Raw genomic sequence first — 24,856 nt, 5'->3', positions numbered from 1 at the left:
ATCGGAAATTATAACAGGGTGCGGAGTGATCTGCACCCTGTTTGGTTTATGTTCCTTTTATATTGGAAAAAAGAGCACTTCTGTGGTATACTTGCGCATATATTCTTTTTCATTACAAGGTAAACACCCCTAACTGCTACGATTTGACTACTACACAGGATATGAGGTGCCATTTTATGCCACGATATGCCAAAAGTGTAGCAAATGAACAAAAAGACATGAATGCCGAGAACCCTTGCAAAACCTCGCATTTACGGGGCATATTTTGACATTTTGAGATAGGAGCATTATTATGATTCGAGTACTATTCGTCTGCCACGGCAGGTCAGTTTTACTATAAATCATACCTTTGTAAACTTCGGCATAGTACGGCATAAAGTAGCGGGAATACTGATAAATACTACGGTTTCGACTACTAAGGCATATAAGTGGAATGGGGATAAAGGCAAATGTTTTGGATAAATTCTTAGTAGTAATGGACTACTAAAGGATGGATAAAGATGATAAAAGCCACAATCGTTGGTAGCAATGCTGCCAGGATTGTGGCTTTTATGTTTTAATTATCGGATTCTGAAGTTACATGAAAACGTTGAGCAAAATTTGCAATTGTAGATGTCGATTGAATTTGCTGTGATGGGATAAATAAATGTTTCCATTCTTTATGCCCATTAGCTTTGCACCATCTGGTGGCAACCTCGCAGTATTTAACGGCACGTTTTTTTTAGCAATAACATCTGGGGAGTCAATTTTATCTTCACCCTTAACTTCTATAAGATAGATAATATCATCTGTTTCAACTACAAAGTCGGGTTCATATCTATGCCCACGATTATAAGTAATGTTAAACTCTGTAGGAGCCGGACGAAGCCAATTGTTAACAGTTTTATCTCGTTCTAAGGCCTGAGCAAATTGAAGAGAATGGAAGAGTTTAGAAAGGCGCAGGCAGAGATAGAGAAGAAAAATGAACCAAAGAATGTATCACAGAAAATGTTCAAAGTAGTGTAGCAATGCTACGTGACAGAAATGCTCCAACTGAAAAGTTGGGGCGTTTTTGGTGTCCAAATAGAAAGGTTATTGACGAATAAAATAAATTATACTAAAATTTAACTGATAAACTGAAATGAAAATGTAATGCAAATATAAGGAAGCTAGATATGGTTATTGATAGAAAAAAGATAATTGAGTTAAGAGAAAAAAATGGATATACACAATTTAAATTAGCAAGTATCGCTAATATTTCAGTCGTTACATTAAATAAGATAGAAACGTCCGAAAATGCAAAACCATTCCCGAGTACAGTTCAAAAGATCGCAATTGCGTTAGGCGTTTCTATTCAGGATTTGCAAATTCAAACAGAAGACATCTCTAGCAATGTAAATAAGCAGATTGATAATGCAATCAAAAATCGGATGGAAATGATTCAAGAAATTATGGAAATTGATTCGTTTATGTTTTCATATGTAAATAAACAGATGGAGATATTTAAGAGAGATTTAGGAAATGTTTTTGGTATCAGTAGTGCTATGTTATTAGAGGCGGCATTTTTTTCGGGGGTGTCGTGGTCGAGAGTAGGGAATACGACATACCAGAGTAATTATCCCAAAGTGCTAGGTGATTTGTTGGCGCTTCATAATATTGAAATAGGTATCAAGCTTGAGAATGTTAAAATTAGTACAATGGACGAGATTAATCAATATGTTTCTGTGTCGGGTATATACGGTATATGTACTGCTGATGGAGAATTAATTAGGATTGGGCAAACGAAGGATATAGCAAAAAGGATAAAAGAGCATATAGAAGAACTTTCAAAAGAAAATTATCCTACAATGAAAAAATATATATCTAAGACACAAAAGTTTGGAAAGGATTATTATTTTAAGATACTTGGCTTTTTACCTAATATTGGCCGTAAGATGACAGCTTTACAAGCTGATACATGGCTATATTATGCGGAAACAAGATTGATAATTGTTAATAAGACATATCTAAAGGGAAATAGAGGTAAGAAAGCTGCTGTATTCACTGGCGATCCATACATTCCCTTTAAAGTACAGGATGAGATGATAAAATATTACTATGGGGATATCGTATAGATTAATGCTGATAATCTATGGATTTGTTTTATTTCTAATATGAGGTCATTAATTGTATGGAATAGTTGTGTGTTATAAGAAAAATGGAAATTACTTAGCGAAGAGAGGTATTGTTATGAATGATGTATTGATTATTGGGAATGGGTTTGATTTGTATCATAAATTACCAACAAGATATACAGATTTTTTATTTTTAGTGAAAAATTGGGGAGAGTTTTATACTTTATATACTGAGCAACTAGCAAAAACTACTGATATGAAAAGAGAAACAAAGCAAGAACAATTTAATGTATCAGTAGATGAATACGGAAAACTGACAAAGGAGGCATTAGAGGATTTTGCTAATCATGCGATGTGTTTGGATATTGAAAATATGTCAATTTTGGGCGATATTATTTCACGAAATGTTTGGATAAAATACTTTATAGAAACTGGTTATTCCGCTGATGGATGGATTGATTTTGAAGCGGAGATAGAAAAATTACTTACGTTAATAGAGGATTTTTGCACGAGTGAAGTTTTTAGATGTAAGGGAAAGATAATGTCACAGGTGATTAATCCAATAATGTATAAGGCAATAAAATGTGTAATGGAAAATACTAAGGCATTGCCATTAAATGTAGGATTATACGCTCAGAGTGATATAGATAAAATTACATATGGCGATACAAAAAATCAATTACTTGCTGAGTTGAAAAATGAGTTAAATGACTTGATAAGAGCATTAACAATTTATATGAGAGAGTTTGTTGGTAATATAAAAGTGCCATGCTTTTCACAACAGATTAAAGAATTGAAAAATATTAATTTACTAAATTTTAATTACACATATACATATAAAAGTGTTTATGGTGATGTGAATTCAAATCATCAAGTGCATGGTTCTTTAACAAATGATGATATTGTACTAGGTGTAAGCGATAATGCATTTAATAATTTGGATTATGTTTATTTTCAAAAGTATTTTCAGAGAATCCAAAAGAAGACAGGGGCATATTATAAATCATGGATTCCAAAAGAATTTACGGCTTTGGAAGATGCTCCGATTAAGGTATATATATTGGGACATTCTTTGGGAATGACAGATAAAGAAATATTGAAGGATTTCTTTTTTGAAGGAAATGTTTCAGAAATTACTATTTTCTATCATAATCTGCATGCGTATGAACAGTTGGTTATTTCACTGATAGATATGTTTGGTAAAGATTTTGTGATTGAACAGACCGGAATAGAGAGAATTAAATTTGTTGAACTTAAACCAGCTGTAGTGGAATAGGGTACCCCCCTTAGTAGTAAACCCAACCCGTTTTACTACTAATTCTACTACTAACAGGTAGTAACAACTTGCTAAATTATGCTATAATTTGCCTAGTTGATAAACAAACAAAACATTTAACGATAAGCTAAGAACCCTTGCAAAATAGGGCATTTCAAGGCAAAAAGGAGTAAATTAAAACAATGATAAAAGTACTTTTCATCTGCCACGGCAACATCTGCAGATCCCCAATGGCTGAATTTGTTTTAAAGGATATGGTGGAAAAGCGTGGCATCGCTGATCAGTTTGAAATTGCATCAGCAGCTACAAGTACAGAAGAGATATGGAACGGTGTAGGAAATCCAGTCTACCCACCTGCAAAAGCAGAATTGGCGAAACATGGAATTAGTTGCAGTGGAAAAAGAGCTGTACAATTGAAAGCTTCTGATTACGATTATTATGATTATCTTATTGGTATGGATTCGATGAATATTCGTAACATGGAGCGAATGACTGGACATCAAAGGGGAGATAAAATCCGTAAGATGTTGGAGTATGCTGGTATGCAATCAGATTGCAGGGACCCTTGGTATTCGTCACGTTTTGATGAAACCTACCGAGATGTAGTCACAGGATGCACAGCCTTCCTGGAGTTCTTAGAAAAGGAAGGTAAGATATAATTACTGTAACTCATAAAATCTATGCTAGAGTATAAGGGGAGGAGCACGAAGGAGCTTCCTAATTGAGGAAAGAACAAAGGACAAAGAAAAAGAACAAAGAGTCAATAAAAAGAACAAAGAGCCAATAAAAAGAACAATGAGCCACAAAAAGAGCAAAAAACCAAAAAAGAACAAAGAACCACAAAAAGAACAAAGAACCAACCAAAAGAGCAAAGAACAGCAAAAAGAGTAAAAAACAACAATAAGAACAAAAACAAGAAACAAGAACAGATGGGAGAGTACATAAATGGTAGACGAAAAGAAAAAGAAATCAAATGCTTTACTAGGCAGCATTGGTGCCTTATTGGGTGCGCTTGTCGGAATTGGAATCTGTGGAGTTGGTGCCGGATTTGTATCCAATTTTTCAATCATCCTTGGGGGAATCCTAGGACTGGTAATTACATATGGATACGAAAAATTAGGAGGAGGGTTGGATATAAAAGGTCTCATCCTATCAGCAATTGTAATTGCAGTAGCTACATTTATTGGAATTCAACTTTCGTGGGTCATCTCTATATATCGACAATATATGGAGGCAATCGGTGGGGCTTCCATACCAGGTATCTATGAAAGCTTTTTTGATATCCTAAGTATATGTAAGGTTACTGCTCGGTTTTTTGTGAACTTACTAATGGCATATTTGGGTGCAATGGTTGTGCTATTCTATATGCATGCTAAGTCACAAAAGAATAAGGATACGGAGTTAGAATAGTGTATTATAAATTATTTAGAATATATTATAGAATACTATAAAATATATAGAATACTTTAAACTGTATAGAATGCACGATAAAATATAAGCTCTATGTCAAGTGTTGGGGTATGATTCGCTGAATCATGCTCCATTACTAGGCGTAGAGCTATTTTTATGTTTGGTCCAATTGCAGATAAATTTGGGCATGCGAAAAAAACCAAGTGCCAGTCTTTTTGAAATTTTAGTTACTATGTAATATGGTACGAAATCTATTGAAATTGAAATTTCGTATTACATCAGGTGTACATCCTTTTCTCTTATCATCTAATTCTATCTTTCATTCACAATAACAGAGTCAATCTTGAATAAGTTTATTCATACTACAACCCAAATAAACCACTGTTTGTGTAATATCCCAAACGAACCTTACTTAAGTGAGAGTTATTGTAGGAGTTATTGTAGTGTTATTATAGTATATTTATAGTGTCATTGCACCCATAACCAACAGATCGAATACCCAAGAATGTATAATAGGACGTAATATTACGAACATTACGAAACATTACGATAAATTACGAAACATGTCGTATATGAGTCATTATGTATATTTCAAAAATGTTTATATGGATTTTATTTACAATCAATGTTATAATGTATAAATGTAAAAATATGGAACTCAATTATACGAACAGAGGGGGATTAAGTTGAAAAAGCTTACGGTCGAAACACAGATCAATGATACCATTCATTATGCATTGCAACAAAATTGTATTCCAATTATTCGAAAAATCGTACTCACCAATCAATCAAAAGAACAAATCGTAGATGTAACGGTTCGCATTACCTTTGAACCAGAAATCGCTGTTCCATATGAAGTTCGTGTAGCACAATTAAGTCCGCAGGAACCGACTGAATTGACAGCAATTCGTTTGTATCCATCTATGGAATATTTGCTGGCATTAAAAGAAGAAAAAAAAGGAAAGCTGAATATTGAAGTTCTAGAAGGTATGACCGTGTTGAAGAAAAAGAGTTGTAATATCCAGATTCTTGCTTTTTCTCAATGGTCTGGGATTGAGAAATTACCAGAAATTATAGCGGCATACAGTACACCTGCTCACCCTAATGTAAAGATGGTTGTTGAAAAAGCAAAAGATTATCTGAATACATGGGGGATTAGGGATTTTGTTGGGTATCAGGCAGAGAATGAACAGGAGATTTTACTTCAAATGAAGGCGATCTATCTTGTATTACAAGATGAAGAGATAGAACTGTGTGTACCAAAAGAGAGTTATGAAACGAATGGACAACGTATAACACTACCACACTTCGTAATTGAACAGAAACGTGGAACGGCGTTGGAGCTATCGTTGTTGTTCAGTAGTTGTTTAGAAGCAATTAATCTACATCCCGTGTTGGTATTTATGAAAGGCCATGTATTTGTTGGATGTCATAACCAAGAGAAGCATTCTGGAGAGTGTTTCGTAGATGATCTTTCCGTATTAGTAGAACAACAAGGAGAAGTAAATCCCTATAATTTTGTTGAGTGTACAGATCTTGTTCATGACCACCAAGTGGATTTTGTACAAGCAGGAGAGGATGCGAGAAAGCATCTGCTAAACCAGGAGATGTTTCATCTGTGTGTCGATCTCTTTAATTGTCGTTTACATGGAATCAGTTCTCTTCCGTTATCACCAATGAAACAGGATTCTTCCATAACAGGGCGATATGAGAATTCCAGTGAAAAAAATCCACTGTTAAATATTCCAATCACGGATACATCGATTCAATTAATGACAGCGAATTTATTTGAGTTGCAAGAACAAATTGGCTCAGGAGAAACATTTACACTTGTGGGCAAAGCGAAAGAGTTCGTCAATCTCCATAAGGAGCAGATGATCTATCCCATTGAGAAAGATGCTGCTTACATGGAAGCAATTGCAACGAGAGAATTCTCCAAACATTGTATACGAACATTTCTTAGTGAAGAAAGGCTTCTTTCACAAACAACCAGTTTACAGGAACGTTTAAAAATCCTACAGGAAGAAGATCATGGGGAGAATCTGTATCTAGCAATTGGGGGACTACGTTATGGAGACGATACAGAAGAACGGCTATCCTATGCTCCGCTTCTCTTAGTACCGGTTGATCTTGTTAAATGTGATGCGAAAGAGGCGGCATATGGTATCCAGATGAGGGAGGAAGAGATCCGAATCAATGAGGTACTTCTTTGTCATTTACAAAAGGAGTATGGCATTGCTATGGAAGAACTACAGCCACTACCTCGAGATGAGTGTGGTGTGGATCTATCTTATATCTTTCGAGCAGTACGAAAAAAGATTGAAGAGAGAGTCAATTGGAAAGTGGAAGAGTATGCTTTTCTAGAATTGTTTCCTTATACCCGATATCTTATTGAAAAAGATCGAAAGAACGCGCAGGGAGAGAGTTCAAAAACACAGCTTTTATCCCGCATATTTAATAACGAGAGCAAGGAAATATGTCAAGTAAGTTCGTATGGTGGTGAGCAGGTGGACATGCAGACGGTTTCTACAGAACTCATTATTCCATTATCTGCAGATCAATCGCAAGTAGAAGCGATTCATACGGCAGCAAAGGGAGAGAGTTTTTTGCTACAAGGTGGTCCAGGTACAGGGAAGAAACAAACCATAGCCAATGTGATAACCAATGCAATTGCCCATGAGAAAACGGTACTTTATGTAACGAAGAAGAAACATGCTGCAGATCGATTGTATGCCTTCTTAGAGCAAAGTGGAATACAGTCGTTTTGTTTACAAGCATATTTCGGTATTGAACATAAGAATGAACTGCTTCAAAAGTTACAGAATTCTATACCGTATGAAAAAAAATCGTGTAGAGATGAGTATGAGCAAGCAGCAATGCAGTTGTTGTCTAGGCAGCAGGAATTTCAACAGATCATGGATGCGATTCATAAGAAAAGGGAGTACGGAATGTCCTTGTATGAAGCATTTCTTCGATATGAGAAATACAAGGAATGTAAAGGTCTAGTGGAGATCGAAGATCATTGTATTGCCAGATTGAAGAACGGAGAATATGAGGAGTGGATTGAAACAATAAAACAATGTAGGACGGTGAATCGGGAGTGTCAGGGTGGTGTTCACGCTGTATTCGCTCAGTATCGTAATCCAGAATATACATTAGAGATAAGAGAGTCTTTTGCTAAAATATGTAGAGAACTGAAAGAGGATTTTGTTCGTATGGAAAAGATGTTTCAATCATTTGAGAAGTTCTTTGGGATTCATACGAAACGAACCTATTACAATTATAAAGCATTTGCTGAACTGCTCTATCAACTTTCAGGAGCCAAATATCAGTTAGATAGCTTAATGCTTGAACCTGTTAATGAGAGAAAAGAAAAAAATCTATATAATGTGATTAGTTGTGGAAAAGAACTGGTGTTAATTGAAAAAGAGCTAAACCAAGTTTTTCAAACGGGTATCTACGAGTATGATGTGGTGAAATCATGGGAGGAGTGGAAAGTCGCTTCAACAAAATGGTTTTTTAAGAAATACAGAGTACAGAGCCGACTACTAAAGCAGATGCAGGAATTAGCGAAAATGCCAATTGATGTAGATCGACATACGATTGAAATATTCTATGGAAAATTGAAAAAACGTCAGGAACTGGTAGACTATCTGACAAATCTTGAACCGTCCATCACATCGAGTTTTTCATATCTATGGCAAGGAGTACATACAAACTGGGAAGTACTAGAACAAGCCGTACAGGATACTTGGAATCTCAGGAGCTGCTTTGTTACGATGGAATTATCAAGAGATGAAGTGATCACGATTACGCAAAAGTTGGGAGAATTGGTTTCTTTACAAACAGGTAAAAAAGAATTACTCCAGAAAGATATTATGCGATATTTGCAATGCTGGCAACGTTGTATGACCAGAGAAGTGCAACTGGTGAATGACTATAGAGCGAATATCGATTGCTATCATCAAGAAGAGGACTGGATTGAAAAGACCATCAATGAATTGATGGGATGGTTGACTCATATTGGGGAACTGCGAGATTGGTCAGTTCTTATGCAGCAAGTGGAGAAGATTCGTGCATATGGTTTTGAAAAGTTAGCAGAACTGTTCCTAAATGGGCGTATTAATGGGGAACAAATGGTTCCAATCTTTGTTTGCAATGTGAATCTTGCAATCATTAAGAGAATTATACAGGCAGAACCGTTACTATCGGAAGCGCAGGGAGTGCACTTGGAAAAACGAATAGAGAATTATGGAAAATCCATGGAGGAATTGTTTCAATTAGCGAAGATGGAAGCATATACCAGAGTTGTATCGAGAATTCCGAATGGAATGACGAAGGGAATTTTAGGAGAGGAGCAGGAACAACTCCATTTACAGCTTCGAAATGGGGTTGAGAAGAAGAACATTGGGGAACTATTCCAACAGATTCCGAATCTGCTGGCAAGAGTTTATCCTTGTATGATCATGAGTCCATCAACCGTTGTTCAATATCTAATCAATAGGGAGCAAACGTTTGATTATGTTATATTGGATGACGCATGTGATTTTACAACCGCAGAATCCCTAGGGGTGATTGCTCGAGGCAAACATGTAATTGTCGCAGGAGACAGGAAACAACTACCACCACTGAACAGGGATAATAAGGAAAGGGATTTGCTCGGGGAAGAGGTTGCTGATAACGGGGAGAGTATTATAGAAGAGTGCATCTCCAATCATTTACCAGTGAAGGAATTACGATGGCATTATCGTTCAAAGAGGGAAAATCTATTTTCTTACAGCAATCGATGGTTTTACCATGATCAGATAATGACGTATCCATCTGCTAATGCGGAGGAAGCCAATATTGTACTACAATATGTAGAAGGATACTACGATGAAGAGGGAAAATGGAATCGCGGAGAGGCAGAAGCAATTGTTAAGGATGTGTGGAAACGTTTACGTAATAAGGGAGAAGTTGAGCGTATTGGAATCATCACATTTGAAATTGAACAACAGCGTCTAATTGAGGAGTTACTGAAACAGGAGCAAGAAAGAAATCCTCAGTTACGAAAATACAGTGATCTCTTAGAAAAACGTGTTTGGGTAAAAGAAGTGGAACAAGCGCAAACAATGGAATGTGATATCACCTATCTGTCTGTTGGATATGGAAAAGATAAAAATGGGCAAGTAACGATGGATTTTGGACAACTAAGAGAAGAGAATGGAGAACGCTGGCTGAATACGGCAATTACAAGGGCAAGTAATGGTGTGATTCTCTATACTTCCGTTTTGCCAGAAGAAATGGAACAGCGAAAGAGCAGACATCAGGGAATTTTATTGCTGCAAGGATATATGAAGCTGGCACTACAGGGAAAAGCAAGTAGATCGGTGCAGAAAGATGGCAACGGTCACAAGAGGAACAACGTGCAAGAAAAGAGTAAAGTCTATCTGCAAGAGATTGTGAATCAGATAGAAAAACTTGGATATCAAGTACAATGTTTTGTTGGCTGTTCTGAGTTTACCATTGATATTGCTGTTCTTAGTCCGGGAAAAACACAAACATATCTGTTGGGAATCCTTTTACGTGATATAGAGCCAGCGGATCGATCAAGTGTGAAAGAATGGCTGTATTTGCAACCAAAACATCTTAAAGAATTGGGATGGAACTTATGCCATATATGGATCTTAGATTGGCTTGATAATCCACAAAAGGTGATACGCAAGATTCAAATTGCAATTGAACAAGCTGTTAATAAAGAAAGTGGAAATGGAACACATCAGGAAAATGAATTGATTGAAGCAAAGGAGAAGGAATCTGTAAATAGGGAAATAGAAAGGGTAAAAGAAGTAAAAGAAGAAAAAGAAGAAAAAGATAACGAAAAAGAAAAAGATAACGAGAAAGAAAAACTACAAGAAATGAAGGAAGAAATTGCAATAGCGCGATAAGTTTGATTTGTAATGATACAGGTTGTGTGTAATATTTACTGTACTTTATATAGGAAATTAGGGCTAGAAAAGAAAAGAGGATTGTGATATATTTTAGTTATTATTACGACAACTATGGACCGATCAAGAGGAAGGGGCGCCTCTTGATCCTATCATTATGAAAGGGTAGGACAAGCAGGGTTACGTTAACAAGAGGATATTGTCGACAAAAGAGAAGAGGGATTATTATGACGGAATATAAGGCACAAATCGTATGCATTGCGATTGTTGTGCTGTTATTACGATATTACATAAGAAATAAGCAACTTCATACAGTTGCCACGACTACGTATCGAAGTATGGTATTAATTCTTCTGATGAACTTAGTTTTTGATATTATTACGGTGTATACGGTGAATCATTTAGACACGATACCTATCTGGATCAATAGTCTGACACACAGGATTTTTATTTATTCTTTGGATGTATTTATATTTTTATTATTTTGGTATTTGTTCTCTTATGTAAGAGCAAAGATCCATTACAAGAAATTATGTAAGGCACTTTTTTTAATACCCATTGTGTATTCTTTTTTGGTCGCTATGTTTGGTAGGTTATATTTTATCCAGACAGCAAGAACGAATTATTCCCAAGGACCGGTTGTCTATACGGTGTACTTCAGTTGCGGCTTCTATGTAATTTGTATGCTTGTGTTGTGTATTCGCTTTGGAAATAGTTTTCGGAAAGGTCAGAGAAAAGGAATTATTGGTAGTGTTGTATTATGTCTAATTGCTTGTTTGATTCAAGTATTCTTTCCAACGGTATTGATGTCTGGGGCATTTGAGACATTGATCTTGTTTAATATCTTTTTATCATTGGAAAACCCTGGAGAATATGTGGATAAGCAGACGTATTTGATCAACCAGTATGGCTTTTTTACAGTACTTGAGGATCGAATGATCGATTATGACGAAAATCTGATTTTGTCTGCATTTATACTAGAATCCGATATTGGAAAAAAAGAAACCTTTATGATGGAGATAGAACGAATATTTAATGAACGGTTTCACAAATGTGTGTATCGAAGTAGTGATGGCAGTATATCCCTGATTGTGTCAAAACGTACAGAGAGTAAATCGGTTGATATCTTGCTTGCAAATTATCGCAGTATGATTGAACGTGTTGCGTATGAGAATACAGTACAGATGACGATGACGACACGATTTTGTGATTCTAAGAAAGACTGTCCACGAAATATTGTGGAAGAGATCGTTAAGAAGCAAAATGAATTAACAGAAGAGTTGATTTCCATAGATAAGAGTACAGGTGTAAAGAATCGGAATGCGTATGAAAAGAGATTACAGCAACTAAATCAGGATCATTCAAAGTTAGAACATTTTTGGTGTGTTTTGCTTGATGTGAATCATTTAAAACAGGTAAATGATACGTTAGGACATGAAAAAGGGGATGAACTTATCCGTATGACAGCGAATATTTTATCAAAAACAACACAGGATGTAGGAGAAATCTTTCGCTATGGTGGGGATGAATTTATCGTATTTTTACAGAATATACAGAAGTACCAATTACAGTCGTTATTACTAGCAATTGAAAAAGAACGGCAAGAGGTGGTAAAAGCAAAAGAAGTGGAAATTGAATTTGCCATGGGATATGCAAAGTGGAATTCTATGGAGGATCGATACATAGAAGATTTAGTTCGCAGGGCAGACCAAAACATGTATATCACAAAACAAAACATGAAGAAGATGGAGAACATATGACATTGTTTTTCTTGTTTTGTAGGTCTATAATATCCATATGTAATTGAAAGGGCAAAGGTTTTTCTGTTTTATACTTTTTGTCCTTGTATCTTATCAATATGCTATATAGAAAAGGAGAAAATGGATGAAGAAAGATTTTAAATTTAGTGAATTAGAATACATAAGACCTGATTTTCAAGGGTTTCAAGTAACATTAGAAGACGCTACAAAGAGAATCCAAGAAGCAGCTAGTTATGAAGAGATGAAAAAGGCCATGTTAGACACACTAGATAAATCTGGTGAATTAGAAATGATGTGTACCATTGCAAGTATTCGGAATACATTAAATACCACCGATGAATTCTACGAAAAAGAAGTCGAATTCATTAATGAGACTGCACCAACCGTAATGGAAGCCAATATGAATATGAACAAGGCAATCCTTGCTAGCCCTTATGTAAAAGAGCTTGAACAGGAATATGGGAAACAATTGTTAGTTGGTATGCAACAAGAAATTGATAGCTTTAATCCAGAGTTAGTTCCTTATCTACAACGAGAAGGTGCGTTAACGACACAATATCAAAAACTTATGGCAACAGCAAAGATTCCTTTTGAAGGAGAAACCTTGAATCTATATGGAATTCAAAAACATTTTGAAGACGCTGATCGTGAAAAAAGAAAGAAAGCATTCAAAGCATATTCTGACTTCTATCATGACAATGAGGAAGAAATGGAAGAAATCTTTGGTGAATTGATTGATATCCGTAACAAGATGGGAAGATGCCTTGGTGATGAAAACTATATTCCTTTGGGATATAAATTACAAGGAAGAACGGATTACGGTCAAGAAGAAGTGGCTCGTTTCCGTGAACAAGTTCGTACAGAAATTGTGCCTTTGTGTGAAGAATTATATAAAGCACAGGCAAAACGAATCGGCGTGGACAAGATCAAAGCATTCGATGAGAAATTCATTTATCCAGATGGTAATGCAGAACCACTAGGAGATGATGACTTCTTAATTGCAAGAGCAAAAGAGATGTATCATGACATCAGCAAGGAGACAGGTGAGTTTATCGATTTTATGATTGAACATGAATTGATGGATCTAAAGAATAAGCCAAATAAAGCTTCAACTGGTTATATGACCTATCTTCCTCCATTAAAAGCACCATTTGTATTCTCTTGCTTTAATCATACCATTTTTGATATGCAGGTATTGAGTCATGAACTTGGTCATGCATTTGCTGGTTATCAGGCAATGCGTCACCAACCAATTGCTAATTACTATAGTGAATCAACAGATATCGCAGAGATTCATTCTATGGCAATGGAACAATTTGCGTATCCATATGCAGAAAAATTCTTCGGAGAAGATGCAGACAAGTATCGTTTTGCCCACCTACAAGAAGCGATTACGTTCGTGCCTTTTGGAGTTGCAGTGGATGAATTCCAACATATCATGTATGCAAATCCAAACCTTACACCAAAGGAACGTACCTATGAATGGCATAAATTAGAGCAAAAATACATGCCTTGGAGAACCTATGAAGATGATGAATTCATGGAACGTGGTGGCTATTGGTATCACAAACTTCATATCTTCCTATATCCATTCTACTATATCAATTATACATTAACGACTATGGGTGCAATGGAATTGAAGAAACGTTATGCACAGAACAAGGAAGAGGCTTGGGAAGATTACATGAAATTATGTAATGTTGGTGGTAGCTTAAGCTATCTTGAAACCTTGAAGAATTCGCATTTATCCATTCCTTTTGAAGAGGGAAGTGTTAAGAATGCAATTTCTTATGCAAAAGAGATCTTATTAGAACAGATAAAAGAACAGTAGGTTGTTCAAACTTCGTACTTGCAGTTACTCATGGAGTAGATGCTTACTATGTTCTAGATATCGTATTTAATAAAGTTAATATTGTATAAAATCGTCCCCGTACAGGTTCCTCACGAAGCTGAGTGAATGAGCTTGTATGGGGATTTTATGTTTAAAGTATAGTTTATCTAGGATTGCGCAAATAATAAGAATAGAGTGGTTAATTCGAGAGAGAAGAAGGAAGATAGGTGAGGACGGTTGTATTATCAAATCGATGATGGACAAGTGAAGGAGACGAATCGGGATACGTTCGACACATGTAATCAGGTAATCGGTGTTTTTTCTACGAAACAATGGGTTGAAGAGAAGAGATTACAAGAACAATATCAGTTTAATCAATCTGTATCAAATGTACATTTCTGCAAAGTCGAGCGGCATTATGATTATCTATATGGTACGGTTTATGTACCAATACCCAAAGAACATATGAGGCATAAGGAATTCGTTTTCTATATATTAGATAGGAAGATCATCTTTATTGATGATAGTAATACGATCTTAGAAGAATTACAAAGAATAGAGATGGAAAAATTGCGAAGGAATTATTCTTTAGAGCGTCTTCTTTATGATATCCTTGTACATTTGATTGACAATGATCTGCTCTTTTTAGAACTACTAGAACAGGAGATTGCAAAGATCGAAGAACACGTATTACGGGGCTCATTAAATAACTTTAATACAAAGATGCTTGAAATTAAGAAAATGGTAGCAAAACTCTATCGTTATTACAGCCAGATGGCAGATCTGGGGGAAGAGATGCTAGATAATGAAGAGGAATTCTTTTGTGAGAACTCCTTTTCTACTTTTCGTGTATTTACGGACCGTGCTTCCCGTCTACAAAATGAAACGCAGACACTTCGAGAGTATGCGATGCAGGTACAGGATGTATACCAGTCCGAAATTGGCATCCGACAGAATAACGTTATGAAGGTGCTAACCATTGTAACTACCATTTTCCTACCACTAACGTTAATTGCAGGTTGGTATGGAATGAATTTTACTTTTATGCCAGAATTGAACTGGAAGTACGGATATCCTGCCGTAATAGCAGTTAGTATCATGATTGTAATAGGAAGTCTTATGATTTTTAAAAAGAAAAAATATATGTAGTAGGTAGAGCGTACGTTTTCTTTAATCGTATAGGTAGATTACAAAAATGGTTTGTTAATAAAGGAAAACATAAGAATCCTTCTTGACAAGAGACGGATTCTGCATTAGAATGTTAGGGAACTAACATAAAAGGAGGTATACTTACTATGCAGTCAATTGGTTTTGAGATTAAGTCTGTATCGAATCTGATCATGAGGAATATTGATAATAAACTTGCGAAGATTCACGATCGGGGTTACACCAAAATTCAGAGCTGGATTATTGGTTATGTTAATGATGAAAGCAAGAAAAGAGATATCTTTCAGAAGGATATTGAGAAAGAATTCAAGATCAGACGTTCTACAGCAACAGGAATTCTACAGTTGATGGAGAAGAATGGGTACTTGAAGCGATATCCAGTTGCTCATGATGCAAGACTTAAGAAACTTGTCTTGACACAAAAAGCAATTGACCTGAATGAAGAAATTCATAGTAATATTATGGAGTTCGAAAAGGAGTTGTCTGATTGTTTAACGAAGGAAGAGCTGGAAACTTTTTTTAAGATTACAGAGAAATTAAAGAAGAAATTAGAGAATAATTAGGGTATGAAAGATTACCCAAATTGTTAGGAAACTTACTGATAGGATACGAACAATTAAACAATATATAACAGAAATGAGGAGAACGATGTTAAAAACACTATTAGCACAAGTAAAAGAATATAAGCGAGATTCCATATTAGCTCCCATATTTATTACGTTGGAAGTAATAATGGAGATAATCATTCCGGTAATGATGGCATCCATTATCGATCAAGGTGTGGAAAAAGGAAACATTCGCCATGTCTGTATCATGGGTGCTTGTATGATCGCAGTTGCAATGCTATCTTTAACCTTTGGTGCCTTATCGGGTAAAGTAGCAGCAAAAGCCAGTACAGGTTTTGCAAAAAACATAAGAAACGCCATGTTTACTAATATTCAGAATTATTCTTTCTCAAATATTGATAAATATTCTACAGCTGGTCTTGTAACACGATTGACAACAGATGTTACCAATGTACAGAATGCATACCAGATGATCATTCGTATGTGTGCAAGAGCCCCTTTTATGTTAATCTTTGCTATGATTATGGCATTTTTGATCAATGGAAAATTAGCCTTGATCTTCTTAGGTGCCATTATATTCCTTGGGATCATTCTAGTATTGGTTGTATCCAATGCACATCCAATCTTTATCAAGGTATTTCGTAAGTATGATGATTTGAATGCAAGCGTGCAAGAGAATATCAATGCCATCCGTGTTGTGAAAGCTTACGTAAGAGAAGATTATGAAATCAGTAAATTCCAAAAAGCATGTACCAATCTATATGCAATGTTTGTGAAGGCGGAAAAGATCCTGATCTGTAATACACCTGCTATGCAGTTTGCAATGTATACATGTATCTTGCTTTTATCATGGTTAGGAGCAAAGATGATTGTTGGAGGCTCTTTGACTACCGGACAGCTAATGAGTTTATTTAGTTATGTAATGAACATATTAATGAGTTTGATGATGATCTCCATGATGTTCGTAATGATTACAATGTCACGTGCCTCTGGTGATCGTATTGCAGAAGTAATCAATGAAAAATCGGATTTAACAAATAAAGAGAACCCAATAAAAGAAGTAAAAGATGGATCCATTGTATTTGACCATGTATCCTTTGCCTATAAGCAACATACAGAAGAAGAGGAAGAAGCAGACGTTCTTCGTAATATCAATTTCCAAATTGAATCCGGTCAGACGGTTGGTATTATTGGAGGTACGGGTAGCGCCAAATCTTCCCTTGTACAGTTAATTCCTCGCCTCTATGATGTAACGAAGGGATCCGTACTTGTAGGTGGTGTGGATGTTCGAGAATATGAGATGGAAGCTCTTCGTAATGAAGTGGCGATGGTATTACAAAAGAATGTCTTGTTTTCCGGAACCATTAAAGAAAATCTTCGTTGGGGGAATAAGGAAGCAACGGATGAAGAGATGATTCATGCGTGTAAATTGGCGCAGGCAGATGATTTTATCAAACAGTTTCCAGATGGGTATGATACCTTTATTGAGCAAGGTGGCAATAATGTATCTGGAGGCCAGAAACAGCGATTATGTATTGCAAGAGCATTACTGAAAAAACCGAAGATTTTAATCTTAGATGATTCCACTAGTGCGGTAGACACAAGAACCGATGCAATGATTCGTAAAGCATTTTTAGAAGAAATTCCGTCTACAACAAAATTAATTATTGCACAACGTATATCTTCTGTACAGGATGCAGATTTAATTCTAGTTATGAATGAAGGAGAAGTTACAGATCTTGGTACGCATGAAGAACTTCTGAGCAGATGTGAAATCTATCGAGATGTATATGAATCACAAACGAAAGGAGCGGATCAGGATGGCAGCAAATAATCAGCAGAATCAAGCACAAATGAAAGGTCCAGGGCGAAGAATGGCGATGGGACCAAAACCTAAATTAAAAGATCCAGGAAAGATTATGAAACGATTGCTTTCCTATATCTTCAAGCAATACCGACTTCCTTGTATCGCAGTTTTGATTTGTATCGTGATCAGCTCGTTAGCAAGTGTTGTGGGTACTATGTTTATGAAGAATCTGATTGATGATTACATCTTACCATTCGTTGGTCAGAAGAATCCGGATTTTTCATCATTATTTCAAGTGCTATGCAAGATGGCATTGGTTTATCTAGCAGGTGTGCTATCCACTTGGGCATATTCTAGGATGATGGTTAATATCTCTCAAGGAACGATGCGAAGTATTCGAAATGATCTGTTTACCCATATGGAACTACTACCGATCAAGTACTTTGATACCCATGCACATGGAGATATAATGAGTATCTATACCAATGATACCGATACGTTACGCCAGATGATCAGCCAAAGTATACCACAAGTTATTTCTTCTGTTATAACCATTGCAGGTGTATTCGTTTCCATGATGATTTTGAATATTCCACTGACTTTGGTCACGATTATAATGGTTACGGTTATGCTGACTGTGACAAAAAGAATTGCATCCAAATGTGGAACGTATTTTGCAGAACAACAGAAAAATCTAGGTGTAGTAAATGGATTTATTGAAGAGATGATGGAAGGACAGAAAGTAGTTAAAGTTTTCTGTCATGAAGAAGACAATGAAGAAAAGTTCTATGATCTGAATGAAAAGTTATTTGAAAGTGCAGATGGTGCCAATCGATATGCCAACATCTTAATGCCAATCACAGCAAATCTTGGACACATTAGTTATGTATTGACTGCCATTGTGGGAGCACTTCTTGCGATATATAAAGTAGGGAATTTTACATTGGGAAGTTTGGCATCCTTCTTACAATTTAATCGTTCCTTCTTTATGCCTATTTCACAGGTTTCACAACAGATTAATTCCATTGTCATGGCATTAGCAGGTGCGGATCGTGTGTTCCGATTATTAGATGAGACGCCAGAGGTGGATGATGGTTATGTAGAATTAGTGAATGCAATCGTCGATGAGAAAGAAGAGATTAAAGAAGTAAAGCAACGTACGGGGACTTGGGCTTGGAAACATTATCATAAAGCAGACGATACCACGACGTATCAAAAGATGCAAGGCGATGTTGTGTTTGATCATGTGGATTTTGGTTATAACGATGATAAAATCATTCTTCATGATATAGTAATTGACGCAAAACAAGGACAGAAGATTGCCTTCGTTGGTGCAACAGGTGCAGGAAAGACTACGATTACGAATCTAATCAATCGTTTCTATGATATACAAGATGGTAAGATCCGATATGATGGAATCAATATTAATAAGATCAAGAAAGCAGACTTAAGACGCTCCCTTGGCATTGTTCTTCAAGATACCCATCTGTTCACTGGAACTGTAAAGGAAAATATCCGATATGGACGTTTGGATGCCACAGATGAGGAAGTAATCAGTGCAGCAAAATTAGCCAATGCCCATCATTTTATTAAGCATTTACCAGAAGGGTATGACACTGTATTAACCGGAGATGGTAGCAACTTGTCCCAAGGACAACGTCAGTTGCTTGCAATAGCACGTGCAGCGATTGCAGATCCACCAGTCTTAATACTAGATGAAGCAACATCAAGTATTGATACGAGAACAGAAAAGATTGTACAGGAAGGTATGGATCGTTTGATGCATGGTAGAACGGTATTCGTTATAGCCCATCGTTTATCTACAATTAAGAATTCAGATGTAATCCTTGTACTGGATCAGGGACGTATCATAGAACGAGGAAATCATGAACGTTTACTTGAGAAAAAAGGAACGTATTATCAATTATATACTGGCCTTTTGGAACAGAGTTAGAAAAGAATACAAATTGTTTTTTGTATACATGTAAAAATAGGTATTAAGCAGTATTGTGAAATGAAATTCTCTCCTTTACAATATATGAAGTGCTTTCAGGCACACAAATTAACTAAGGGATTGTAAAGGAGAGTTATGATGAAAAAATCAAAAATGAGAGCAAGTATCCTAGTTATGATGCTTGTAGTTGTTACAATGTTTTCTGGTTGTGGCAGCAAAAAATCCAATAAGAAAGAATATGTAAAAGGTACGATTGATGGGAATACATATGAAAGTGAATTTCTTAATCTAAAATTTACAGCACCTGAAGGTTACACGATGTTAACACAAGATGTAATGGATCAATATGCACAGTTCTCTTCTGAGATTATTTATAAAGATAAAGACCAAACGCAAATTGATTATGCAAAAGCTGTTACTGTTTATGAAATGATGGTACAAGAATCAACATCTGGTGCACCTAATGTAAATATCGTATTAGAGAATTTATTAGGGAAAGAAGTTTCAATTACTGATTATGTAGAAGTATCAAAACAACAATTACAAGCATCTGGTATTGAATATACATTCGGTGAAACAACAGAAGATGTTGAATTAGCTGGAGAAAAATATACTGTACTTGATTGTGTTGGAACATATAGCGGTCAAGAATTACAACAACAGTTATACATAAGAAAAGTTGGTGGCCGTATGATGTTATTAACAGTAACATATACAGAAGATACTGCTGAAGCAAAAGATGCATTATTAGCTAGTTTTACAGAGTATAAATAGATAAGACATTAATTAAATGACATAACAAAAAACAATTTTCATGGAATGATAAGAAAGACTTCTTTGGTCTTACGATTCAATTCATGAAAATTGTTTTTTTATTTAAGCTTTTTCTTTTAGATTTACGGATTATTGTTTGTGTTTATAATAAAATATAGCAATTTGGGTTCGGTCCCTTAGATTCAATTTCTCTAGGATCAAGCTTATGTAATTACGAACGGTACCTTCACTTAAAAATAAGGTATCAGAGATTTCTTTGTTTGAATATCCTTCTGCAATTTGTGTGATCAACTCGTACTCTTTATCAGTTATTCCGTAATCTTCATAGATCTTTGTAGAAGAAGATTGGTTCATGAGATTTGGTAATTTGGTTATGATTTCATTCCCATATACGTTTTGTCCCATTTCTACAGCTTTGATGGAAGGAACAATACTTTCATAATTTTGTTTGAGCATATATCCTTTTGCTCCGATGTTCAATGCTTTAATGATGTAATCATCATCTAAGAATGTTGTCAGATATAAGATCTTCGCATCAGAATGCTTTTGCAGGATGACTTCTCCGGCTTCTAATCCGGTCATTCCTTCCATTCGTATATCCATTAATACGACATCGGGATTTAACTTATCATACAATTCGATAGCAGCAGCACCATTATTATCAGATCCAATGACGGTGATTTCTGGATCAGCAGATAAGATGATCTTTAGGGAAGAACACACCAAATTATCATCATCAATTACTAATACATTCATTATTATACGCCCTCCTGTTTTGGTATTGTTATAAAGATTTCAAATCCATGATCTGTAAGAATGTTAAAATTTCCTTGGAAGGATTTGATTCGATCAGCCATACTTTGTAGTCCCATTCCATCGCCTGTTTTGTTTTGCGAGAGGTACCATTTAACGGTGGAGGTAAGGGTACCATTATCGGAGATGATCAATTGATACATGGCAGGATGTTCTAAAAGCTTAACAGAAACATTGGTAGCATTGGAGTGTTTAATAATATTGTTCAATGCTTCCTTTACAATGCTAATCAAACAGCTTTTTACTTTGGCATCTGGTTGATTGGATAGATCATATATAAAACTGATGTGGCAGAAAGTGAATTCACTGGTTAGTTTATAGATTGCATTATAGAGATCAATCGAATCATCATGCATATTGTGAATACTATTTCGTATACTATCCATTCCTTCAGAGATGGAATCCCGTAAACTGGTAAGGGTTTCTCTTGTGATCTCTTCTTTTGTGATGGTAAGCAAGGCGCCAATTTGTAAAAGAGAACGTGATAGAAGATGACCAATGTTATCATGAATCTCTTTTGAGATTCGATTACGTTCGCTTAGCATAGCGGCGGTGATTTCGATATCCTGGTTATCTAACAGTGTTTGATTTTGCTTCTCTAGTATGATTTCTAATTCTTTCGTATCATCTCGTAGATGATTATATTCTGTAATCAAATTCTGCGCTTGCTCCGAACGATATTTGATTAATAATCCAATGAGTACCATTACAAAGAAGAATAGGATATGATTACTATAATAGAAATCAAAATTAATTATAAATGGGATGATCGCAAACACGATAGCAGATTGTGATTCAACTGTGAATACATCATATACCATTACTGGTAGGTAATAAAGCAGGATCGGATAGAAGGAAGAAGCAATTAGATAAAGCACAAATATTCCTACATGAAGCTGCTGCTTTTCTGTAATTGTACTGAGACAGGTGAGAATCAATACAAGTAACAAATACACAATGGAGTAAGTACTATTAAAATGCATAAAGCAGAAAGTACTGCTTAGCGCTAATAAGATCAATTTATCAATTATTTCAGTCATGATTCAAACCCCTTTCTTGACCCCATTTCACTATACCATCCTAAAGTGAAAATCTCAATCATATTTTGTAATGTCAAAAAGTCAATCATTACATTTGTCATATTGGAATATGACGTCTTACACTAGAGAACGTTGCCATTAGATGGTATAGTGTATGATACAAGGGTCAAAAAGTCATTCTACGAAACTATAAAAAGAACCTGGTTGAACCCTGACCAGTAACAACGGAGGAGTATGTATGGTAGTCAAAGTGAGTAATCTAGTAAAAAGATATGATAAACTTGTTGCTTTGGATCATTTAAATCTAGAGATACAAGAGGGCGAGATCTTCGGATTATTGGGACCGAATGGTTCTGGTAAATCAACAACAATCAATTGTATATTGTCTTTATTGAAATATGATAAGGGAAGTATTGAGATCTTTGGAAAACCAATGCATCCAGAAGCTTACGATATCAAACGGGACATCGGAATTATCATGCAGAATGTTGCAGTATTTAATGAATTAACAGTTTATGATAATATCTATTATTTCTGTAGTCTTTATGTAAAAGATCCAAAGGAGATACGAAGACTCACAGAAGAAGCCATTTCTTTTGTTGCCCTAGAAGATTTCAAGAAATTTTATCCAAAGAAATTAAGTGGTGGTCTTCTTAGAAGACTGAATATAGCATGTGGAATTGCGCATAAACCGAAATTAATCATATTAGATGAGCCAACGGTCGCTGTTGACCCTCAGAGTAGGAATAAGATTCTAGAAGGAATTAAGAAGTTGAACCAAGCAGGTGCAACGATTATCTATACAACACATTATATGGAAGAAGTAGAACAGTTGTGTGATCGTATCGCAATTATAGATAAAGGAAAAGTAATTGCTAGTGGAACGAAAGAGGAATTAAAGAATATGATCTCCCTTGGAGAAACGATTACGTTAGAATCCTACCACCTTTCCGAAGATGTAATACAAGGATTAAAGCAAATCCCTAATATAGCAAGTGTTGAATATAATGGACAATGTGTTGTTGTTAAATCGAAGAAGGGTAAGAACAATCTGGTTCATGTTCTGAATTACTTTGAAGAGCATAAGATTCCAATGGGCAAGATCTATTCAGAACTGCCTACCTTGAATGATGTTTTCCTTGAAATTACAGGAAAAGAATTACGAGATCAATAGATGGATCGAAGAATGAGAGAGGATGATGAGAAACTATGATAGGTAGACTGTTTTTGATGCGATTAAAATGTCTGTTCCGGGATAAAGAAAATGTATTCTGGTCAGCACTTTTTCCTATATTCCTATCGTTTGTATTTAGTTTAGTATTTGCAAACATAGGAAAGGAAGAACAATTTGCAACGATCGATATAGCGATTGTGAATGCGAATGAGCAAAGTGAGATTGTAAATTCTGCTACAAACTTGAAATATGATTCGGATACCCCACTTTTTGATATTGTAAAAGTGGATGAAAAGGAAGCACAGGATTTATTGAAAAAAGGAAAGATCAAAGGCTATATCATTGATGGAGAAAAACCATCCTTGTATCTTGGTGGATCTGGTATTGAAGAGACAATCATAAAATCCTTTGTGGACAGCTATATTCAAACGATGAAGAAGATTGAAGTGGTTGCTGGTATTGCACCGGATAAGATTGGTTCCTTGATCGAGAGTGCTATGGATAGTACGGAATATATTAATGATACAAACAAAACGGGTAAGTCACCGGATTGGAGTCTGATCTATTATTATGCCTTATTATCTTTGGCATGTTTGTATGGTTGTAATTTTGGTATAACGGAAATTGGAGACCTACAAGCGGATAAATCAGCAAAGGGTGCTAGAATTAGTGTAGCTCCTGTTCATAAGTTGAAATTGTTGATCTGTAATGTGTTTGCAGCTATTACTGTTCAAGTTGTATGTATCATGGTTGCAATCGGATTTATGGCATTTGTATTAAATATTGATTTTGGTACAAGAGTAGGCTATGTTGTCTTAACTTGTGTTATGGGAAGTATCTGTGGTGTTTCCTTTGGAGCAATGTTACGCTCTGTTATTCATAAGAATGAAAAGACCGTAAGTGCAATTGCCAATGCAGTAGTATTGTTCTTATCCTTCTTATCAGGATTGATGAATCCTGAGGTGAAGTATTTGATCTCCGATAACATTCCATTTTTCTCAAAAATCAATCCATCTAATTTAATTACAGATAGTTTGTATTATCTCTATTATTTTGATTCGATGGATCGTTTTTGGTTTAACGTTATGTGTATGGGTGCAGTAACCGTATTATTTATGGCAATTACTTATTTTGCAAGATAGTGTCAAATGATTTATGAAAAAAATGAGCAAAGAAAAAAGGCTCAGATGAACCTTGAAAATTGCAGATATTATAGGTTGTGGTAGCTTGCCGCCACCCTTGACAGCACGAAAAAGAACTGCTG

At 35.6% G+C, this 24,856-nt stretch carries 16 protein-coding genes; 14 read left to right on the top strand and 2 right to left on the bottom strand.

The genetic code is table 11. From position 1 onward, the window contains the following. Positions 1–1,154 precede the first annotated feature (1,154 nt). The 12 genes from HBB17_RS09965 to HBB17_RS09910 all read left to right on the top strand — a co-directional run bounded on the left by HBB17_RS09965 (position 1,155) and on the right by HBB17_RS09910 (position 20,565). Positions 1,155–2,093 (top strand): helix-turn-helix domain-containing protein, encoded by a 939-nt coding sequence (locus HBB17_RS09965; RefSeq protein WP_167957348.1) that lies wholly within the window; start codon positions 1,155–1,157, stop codon positions 2,091–2,093. 115 nt (positions 2,094–2,208) lie between these two features. Beyond that, complete coding sequence (locus HBB17_RS09960) at positions 2,209–3,369, top strand: AbiH family protein (protein WP_167957347.1); 1,161 nt, start codon at positions 2,209–2,211, stop codon at positions 3,367–3,369. Between the two features lie 182 nt (positions 3,370–3,551). Then, a complete protein-coding gene (locus HBB17_RS09955) occupies positions 3,552–4,028 on the top strand; it encodes a low molecular weight protein-tyrosine-phosphatase (protein WP_167957346.1) in 477 nt (158 codons plus the stop codon). Positions 4,029–4,314: 286 nt separating this feature from the next. Beyond that, on the top strand, positions 4,315–4,779 hold the full coding sequence (locus tag HBB17_RS09950) for a hypothetical protein (protein ID WP_167957345.1): 465 nt from the start codon (positions 4,315–4,317) through the stop codon (positions 4,777–4,779). Positions 4,780–5,465: 686 nt separating this feature from the next. Then, the gene (locus tag HBB17_RS09945) at positions 5,466–10,706 is read left to right on the top strand and encodes a DUF4011 domain-containing protein (RefSeq protein ID WP_167957344.1); all 5,241 of its coding nucleotides are present in this window, start codon (positions 5,466–5,468) and stop codon (positions 10,704–10,706) included. Between the two features lie 227 nt (positions 10,707–10,933). Further along, complete coding sequence (locus HBB17_RS09940; RefSeq protein ID WP_167957343.1) at positions 10,934–12,466, top strand: GGDEF domain-containing protein; 1,533 nt, start codon at positions 10,934–10,936, stop codon at positions 12,464–12,466. A gap of 124 nt (positions 12,467–12,590) precedes the next feature. Beyond that, on the top strand, positions 12,591–14,297 hold the full coding sequence (locus HBB17_RS09935; protein WP_167957342.1) for a M3 family oligoendopeptidase: 1,707 nt from the start codon (positions 12,591–12,593) through the stop codon (positions 14,295–14,297). 237 nt (positions 14,298–14,534) lie between these two features. Continuing rightward, a complete protein-coding gene (locus HBB17_RS09930) occupies positions 14,535–15,446 on the top strand; it encodes a magnesium transporter CorA family protein (protein ID WP_167957341.1) in 912 nt (303 codons plus the stop codon). Between the two features lie 146 nt (positions 15,447–15,592). Further along, positions 15,593–16,027, top strand: a complete 435-nt coding sequence (locus HBB17_RS09925; RefSeq protein WP_167957340.1) for a MarR family winged helix-turn-helix transcriptional regulator — start codon at positions 15,593–15,595, stop codon at positions 16,025–16,027. Positions 16,028–16,112: 85 nt separating this feature from the next. Then, positions 16,113–17,864 carry an ABC transporter ATP-binding protein gene (locus HBB17_RS09920; protein WP_167957339.1) on the top strand — a complete coding sequence of 584 codons (1,752 nt, stop codon included), beginning with the start codon at positions 16,113–16,115 and terminating at the stop codon, positions 17,862–17,864. Further along, positions 17,851–19,791 carry an ABC transporter ATP-binding protein gene (locus HBB17_RS09915; RefSeq protein WP_167957338.1) on the top strand — a complete coding sequence of 647 codons (1,941 nt, stop codon included), beginning with the start codon at positions 17,851–17,853 and terminating at the stop codon, positions 19,789–19,791. Before HBB17_RS09920 ends, HBB17_RS09915 begins: the two co-directional genes overlap by 14 nt. 135 nt (positions 19,792–19,926) lie before the next feature. Continuing rightward, positions 19,927–20,565, top strand: coding sequence for a DcrB/PsbP domain-containing protein (locus HBB17_RS09910; protein WP_167957337.1), 639 nt, complete (start codon positions 19,927–19,929; stop codon positions 20,563–20,565). A 129-nt stretch (positions 20,566–20,694) separates the two neighbouring features. On the opposite strand, the gene HBB17_RS09905 is transcribed toward HBB17_RS09910, so the two are convergent. Beyond that, complete coding sequence (locus HBB17_RS09905; protein ID WP_167957336.1) at positions 20,695–21,321, bottom strand: response regulator; 627 nt, start codon at positions 21,319–21,321, stop codon at positions 20,695–20,697. A 2-nt stretch (positions 21,322–21,323) separates the two neighbouring features. After that, on the bottom strand, positions 21,324–22,418 hold the full coding sequence (locus tag HBB17_RS09900; protein WP_167957335.1) for a sensor histidine kinase: 1,095 nt from the start codon (positions 22,416–22,418) through the stop codon (positions 21,324–21,326). Positions 22,419–22,656: 238 nt separating this feature from the next. Between HBB17_RS09900 and HBB17_RS09895 the strand changes: the two genes are divergently transcribed. Further along, positions 22,657–23,592 (top strand): ABC transporter ATP-binding protein, encoded by a 936-nt coding sequence (locus HBB17_RS09895; protein WP_167957334.1) that lies wholly within the window; start codon positions 22,657–22,659, stop codon positions 23,590–23,592. Positions 23,593–23,627: 35 nt separating this feature from the next. Then, complete coding sequence (locus tag HBB17_RS09890; protein ID WP_167957333.1) at positions 23,628–24,734, top strand: ABC transporter permease; 1,107 nt, start codon at positions 23,628–23,630, stop codon at positions 24,732–24,734. The last annotated feature ends 122 nt before the right edge of the window (positions 24,735–24,856 follow it).

The sequence above is a fragment of the Anaerosporobacter faecicola genome, assembly GCF_012070565.1.
GTDB classification, from domain to species: domain Bacteria; phylum Bacillota; class Clostridia; order Lachnospirales; family Lachnospiraceae; genus Anaerosporobacter; species Anaerosporobacter faecicola.
This window is presented reverse-complemented; position numbering and strand designations above follow the sequence as displayed.

What these genes read in the sequence shown, in the direction of transcription:
- HBB17_RS09950 (WP_167957345.1), top strand. Translation starts at nt 4,315, where the DNA reads ATGGTAGACGAAAAGAAAAAGAAATCAAATGCTTTACTAGGCAGCATT.
- HBB17_RS09955 (WP_167957346.1), top strand. Translation starts at nt 3,552, where the DNA reads ATGATAAAAGTACTTTTCATCTGCCACGGCAACATCTGCAGATCCCCA.
- HBB17_RS09895 (WP_167957334.1), top strand. Translation starts at nt 22,657, where the DNA reads ATGGTAGTCAAAGTGAGTAATCTAGTAAAAAGATATGATAAACTTGTT.
- HBB17_RS09960 (WP_167957347.1), top strand. Translation starts at nt 2,209, where the DNA reads ATGAATGATGTATTGATTATTGGGAATGGGTTTGATTTGTATCATAAA.
- HBB17_RS09905 (WP_167957336.1), bottom strand. Translation starts at nt 21,321, where the DNA reads ATGAATGTATTAGTAATTGATGATGATAATTTGGTGTGTTCTTCCCTA.
- HBB17_RS09965 (WP_167957348.1), top strand. Translation starts at nt 1,155, where the DNA reads ATGGTTATTGATAGAAAAAAGATAATTGAGTTAAGAGAAAAAAATGGA.
- HBB17_RS09925 (WP_167957340.1), top strand. Translation starts at nt 15,593, where the DNA reads ATGCAGTCAATTGGTTTTGAGATTAAGTCTGTATCGAATCTGATCATG.
- HBB17_RS09935 (WP_167957342.1), top strand. Translation starts at nt 12,591, where the DNA reads ATGAAGAAAGATTTTAAATTTAGTGAATTAGAATACATAAGACCTGAT.
- HBB17_RS09940 (WP_167957343.1), top strand. Translation starts at nt 10,934, where the DNA reads ATGACGGAATATAAGGCACAAATCGTATGCATTGCGATTGTTGTGCTG.
- HBB17_RS09900 (WP_167957335.1), bottom strand. Translation starts at nt 22,418, where the DNA reads ATGACTGAAATAATTGATAAATTGATCTTATTAGCGCTAAGCAGTACT.
- HBB17_RS09910 (WP_167957337.1), top strand. Translation starts at nt 19,927, where the DNA reads ATGATGAAAAAATCAAAAATGAGAGCAAGTATCCTAGTTATGATGCTT.
- HBB17_RS09915 (WP_167957338.1), top strand. Translation starts at nt 17,851, where the DNA reads ATGGCAGCAAATAATCAGCAGAATCAAGCACAAATGAAAGGTCCAGGG.
- HBB17_RS09890 (WP_167957333.1), top strand. Translation starts at nt 23,628, where the DNA reads ATGATAGGTAGACTGTTTTTGATGCGATTAAAATGTCTGTTCCGGGAT.
- HBB17_RS09920 (WP_167957339.1), top strand. Translation starts at nt 16,113, where the DNA reads ATGTTAAAAACACTATTAGCACAAGTAAAAGAATATAAGCGAGATTCC.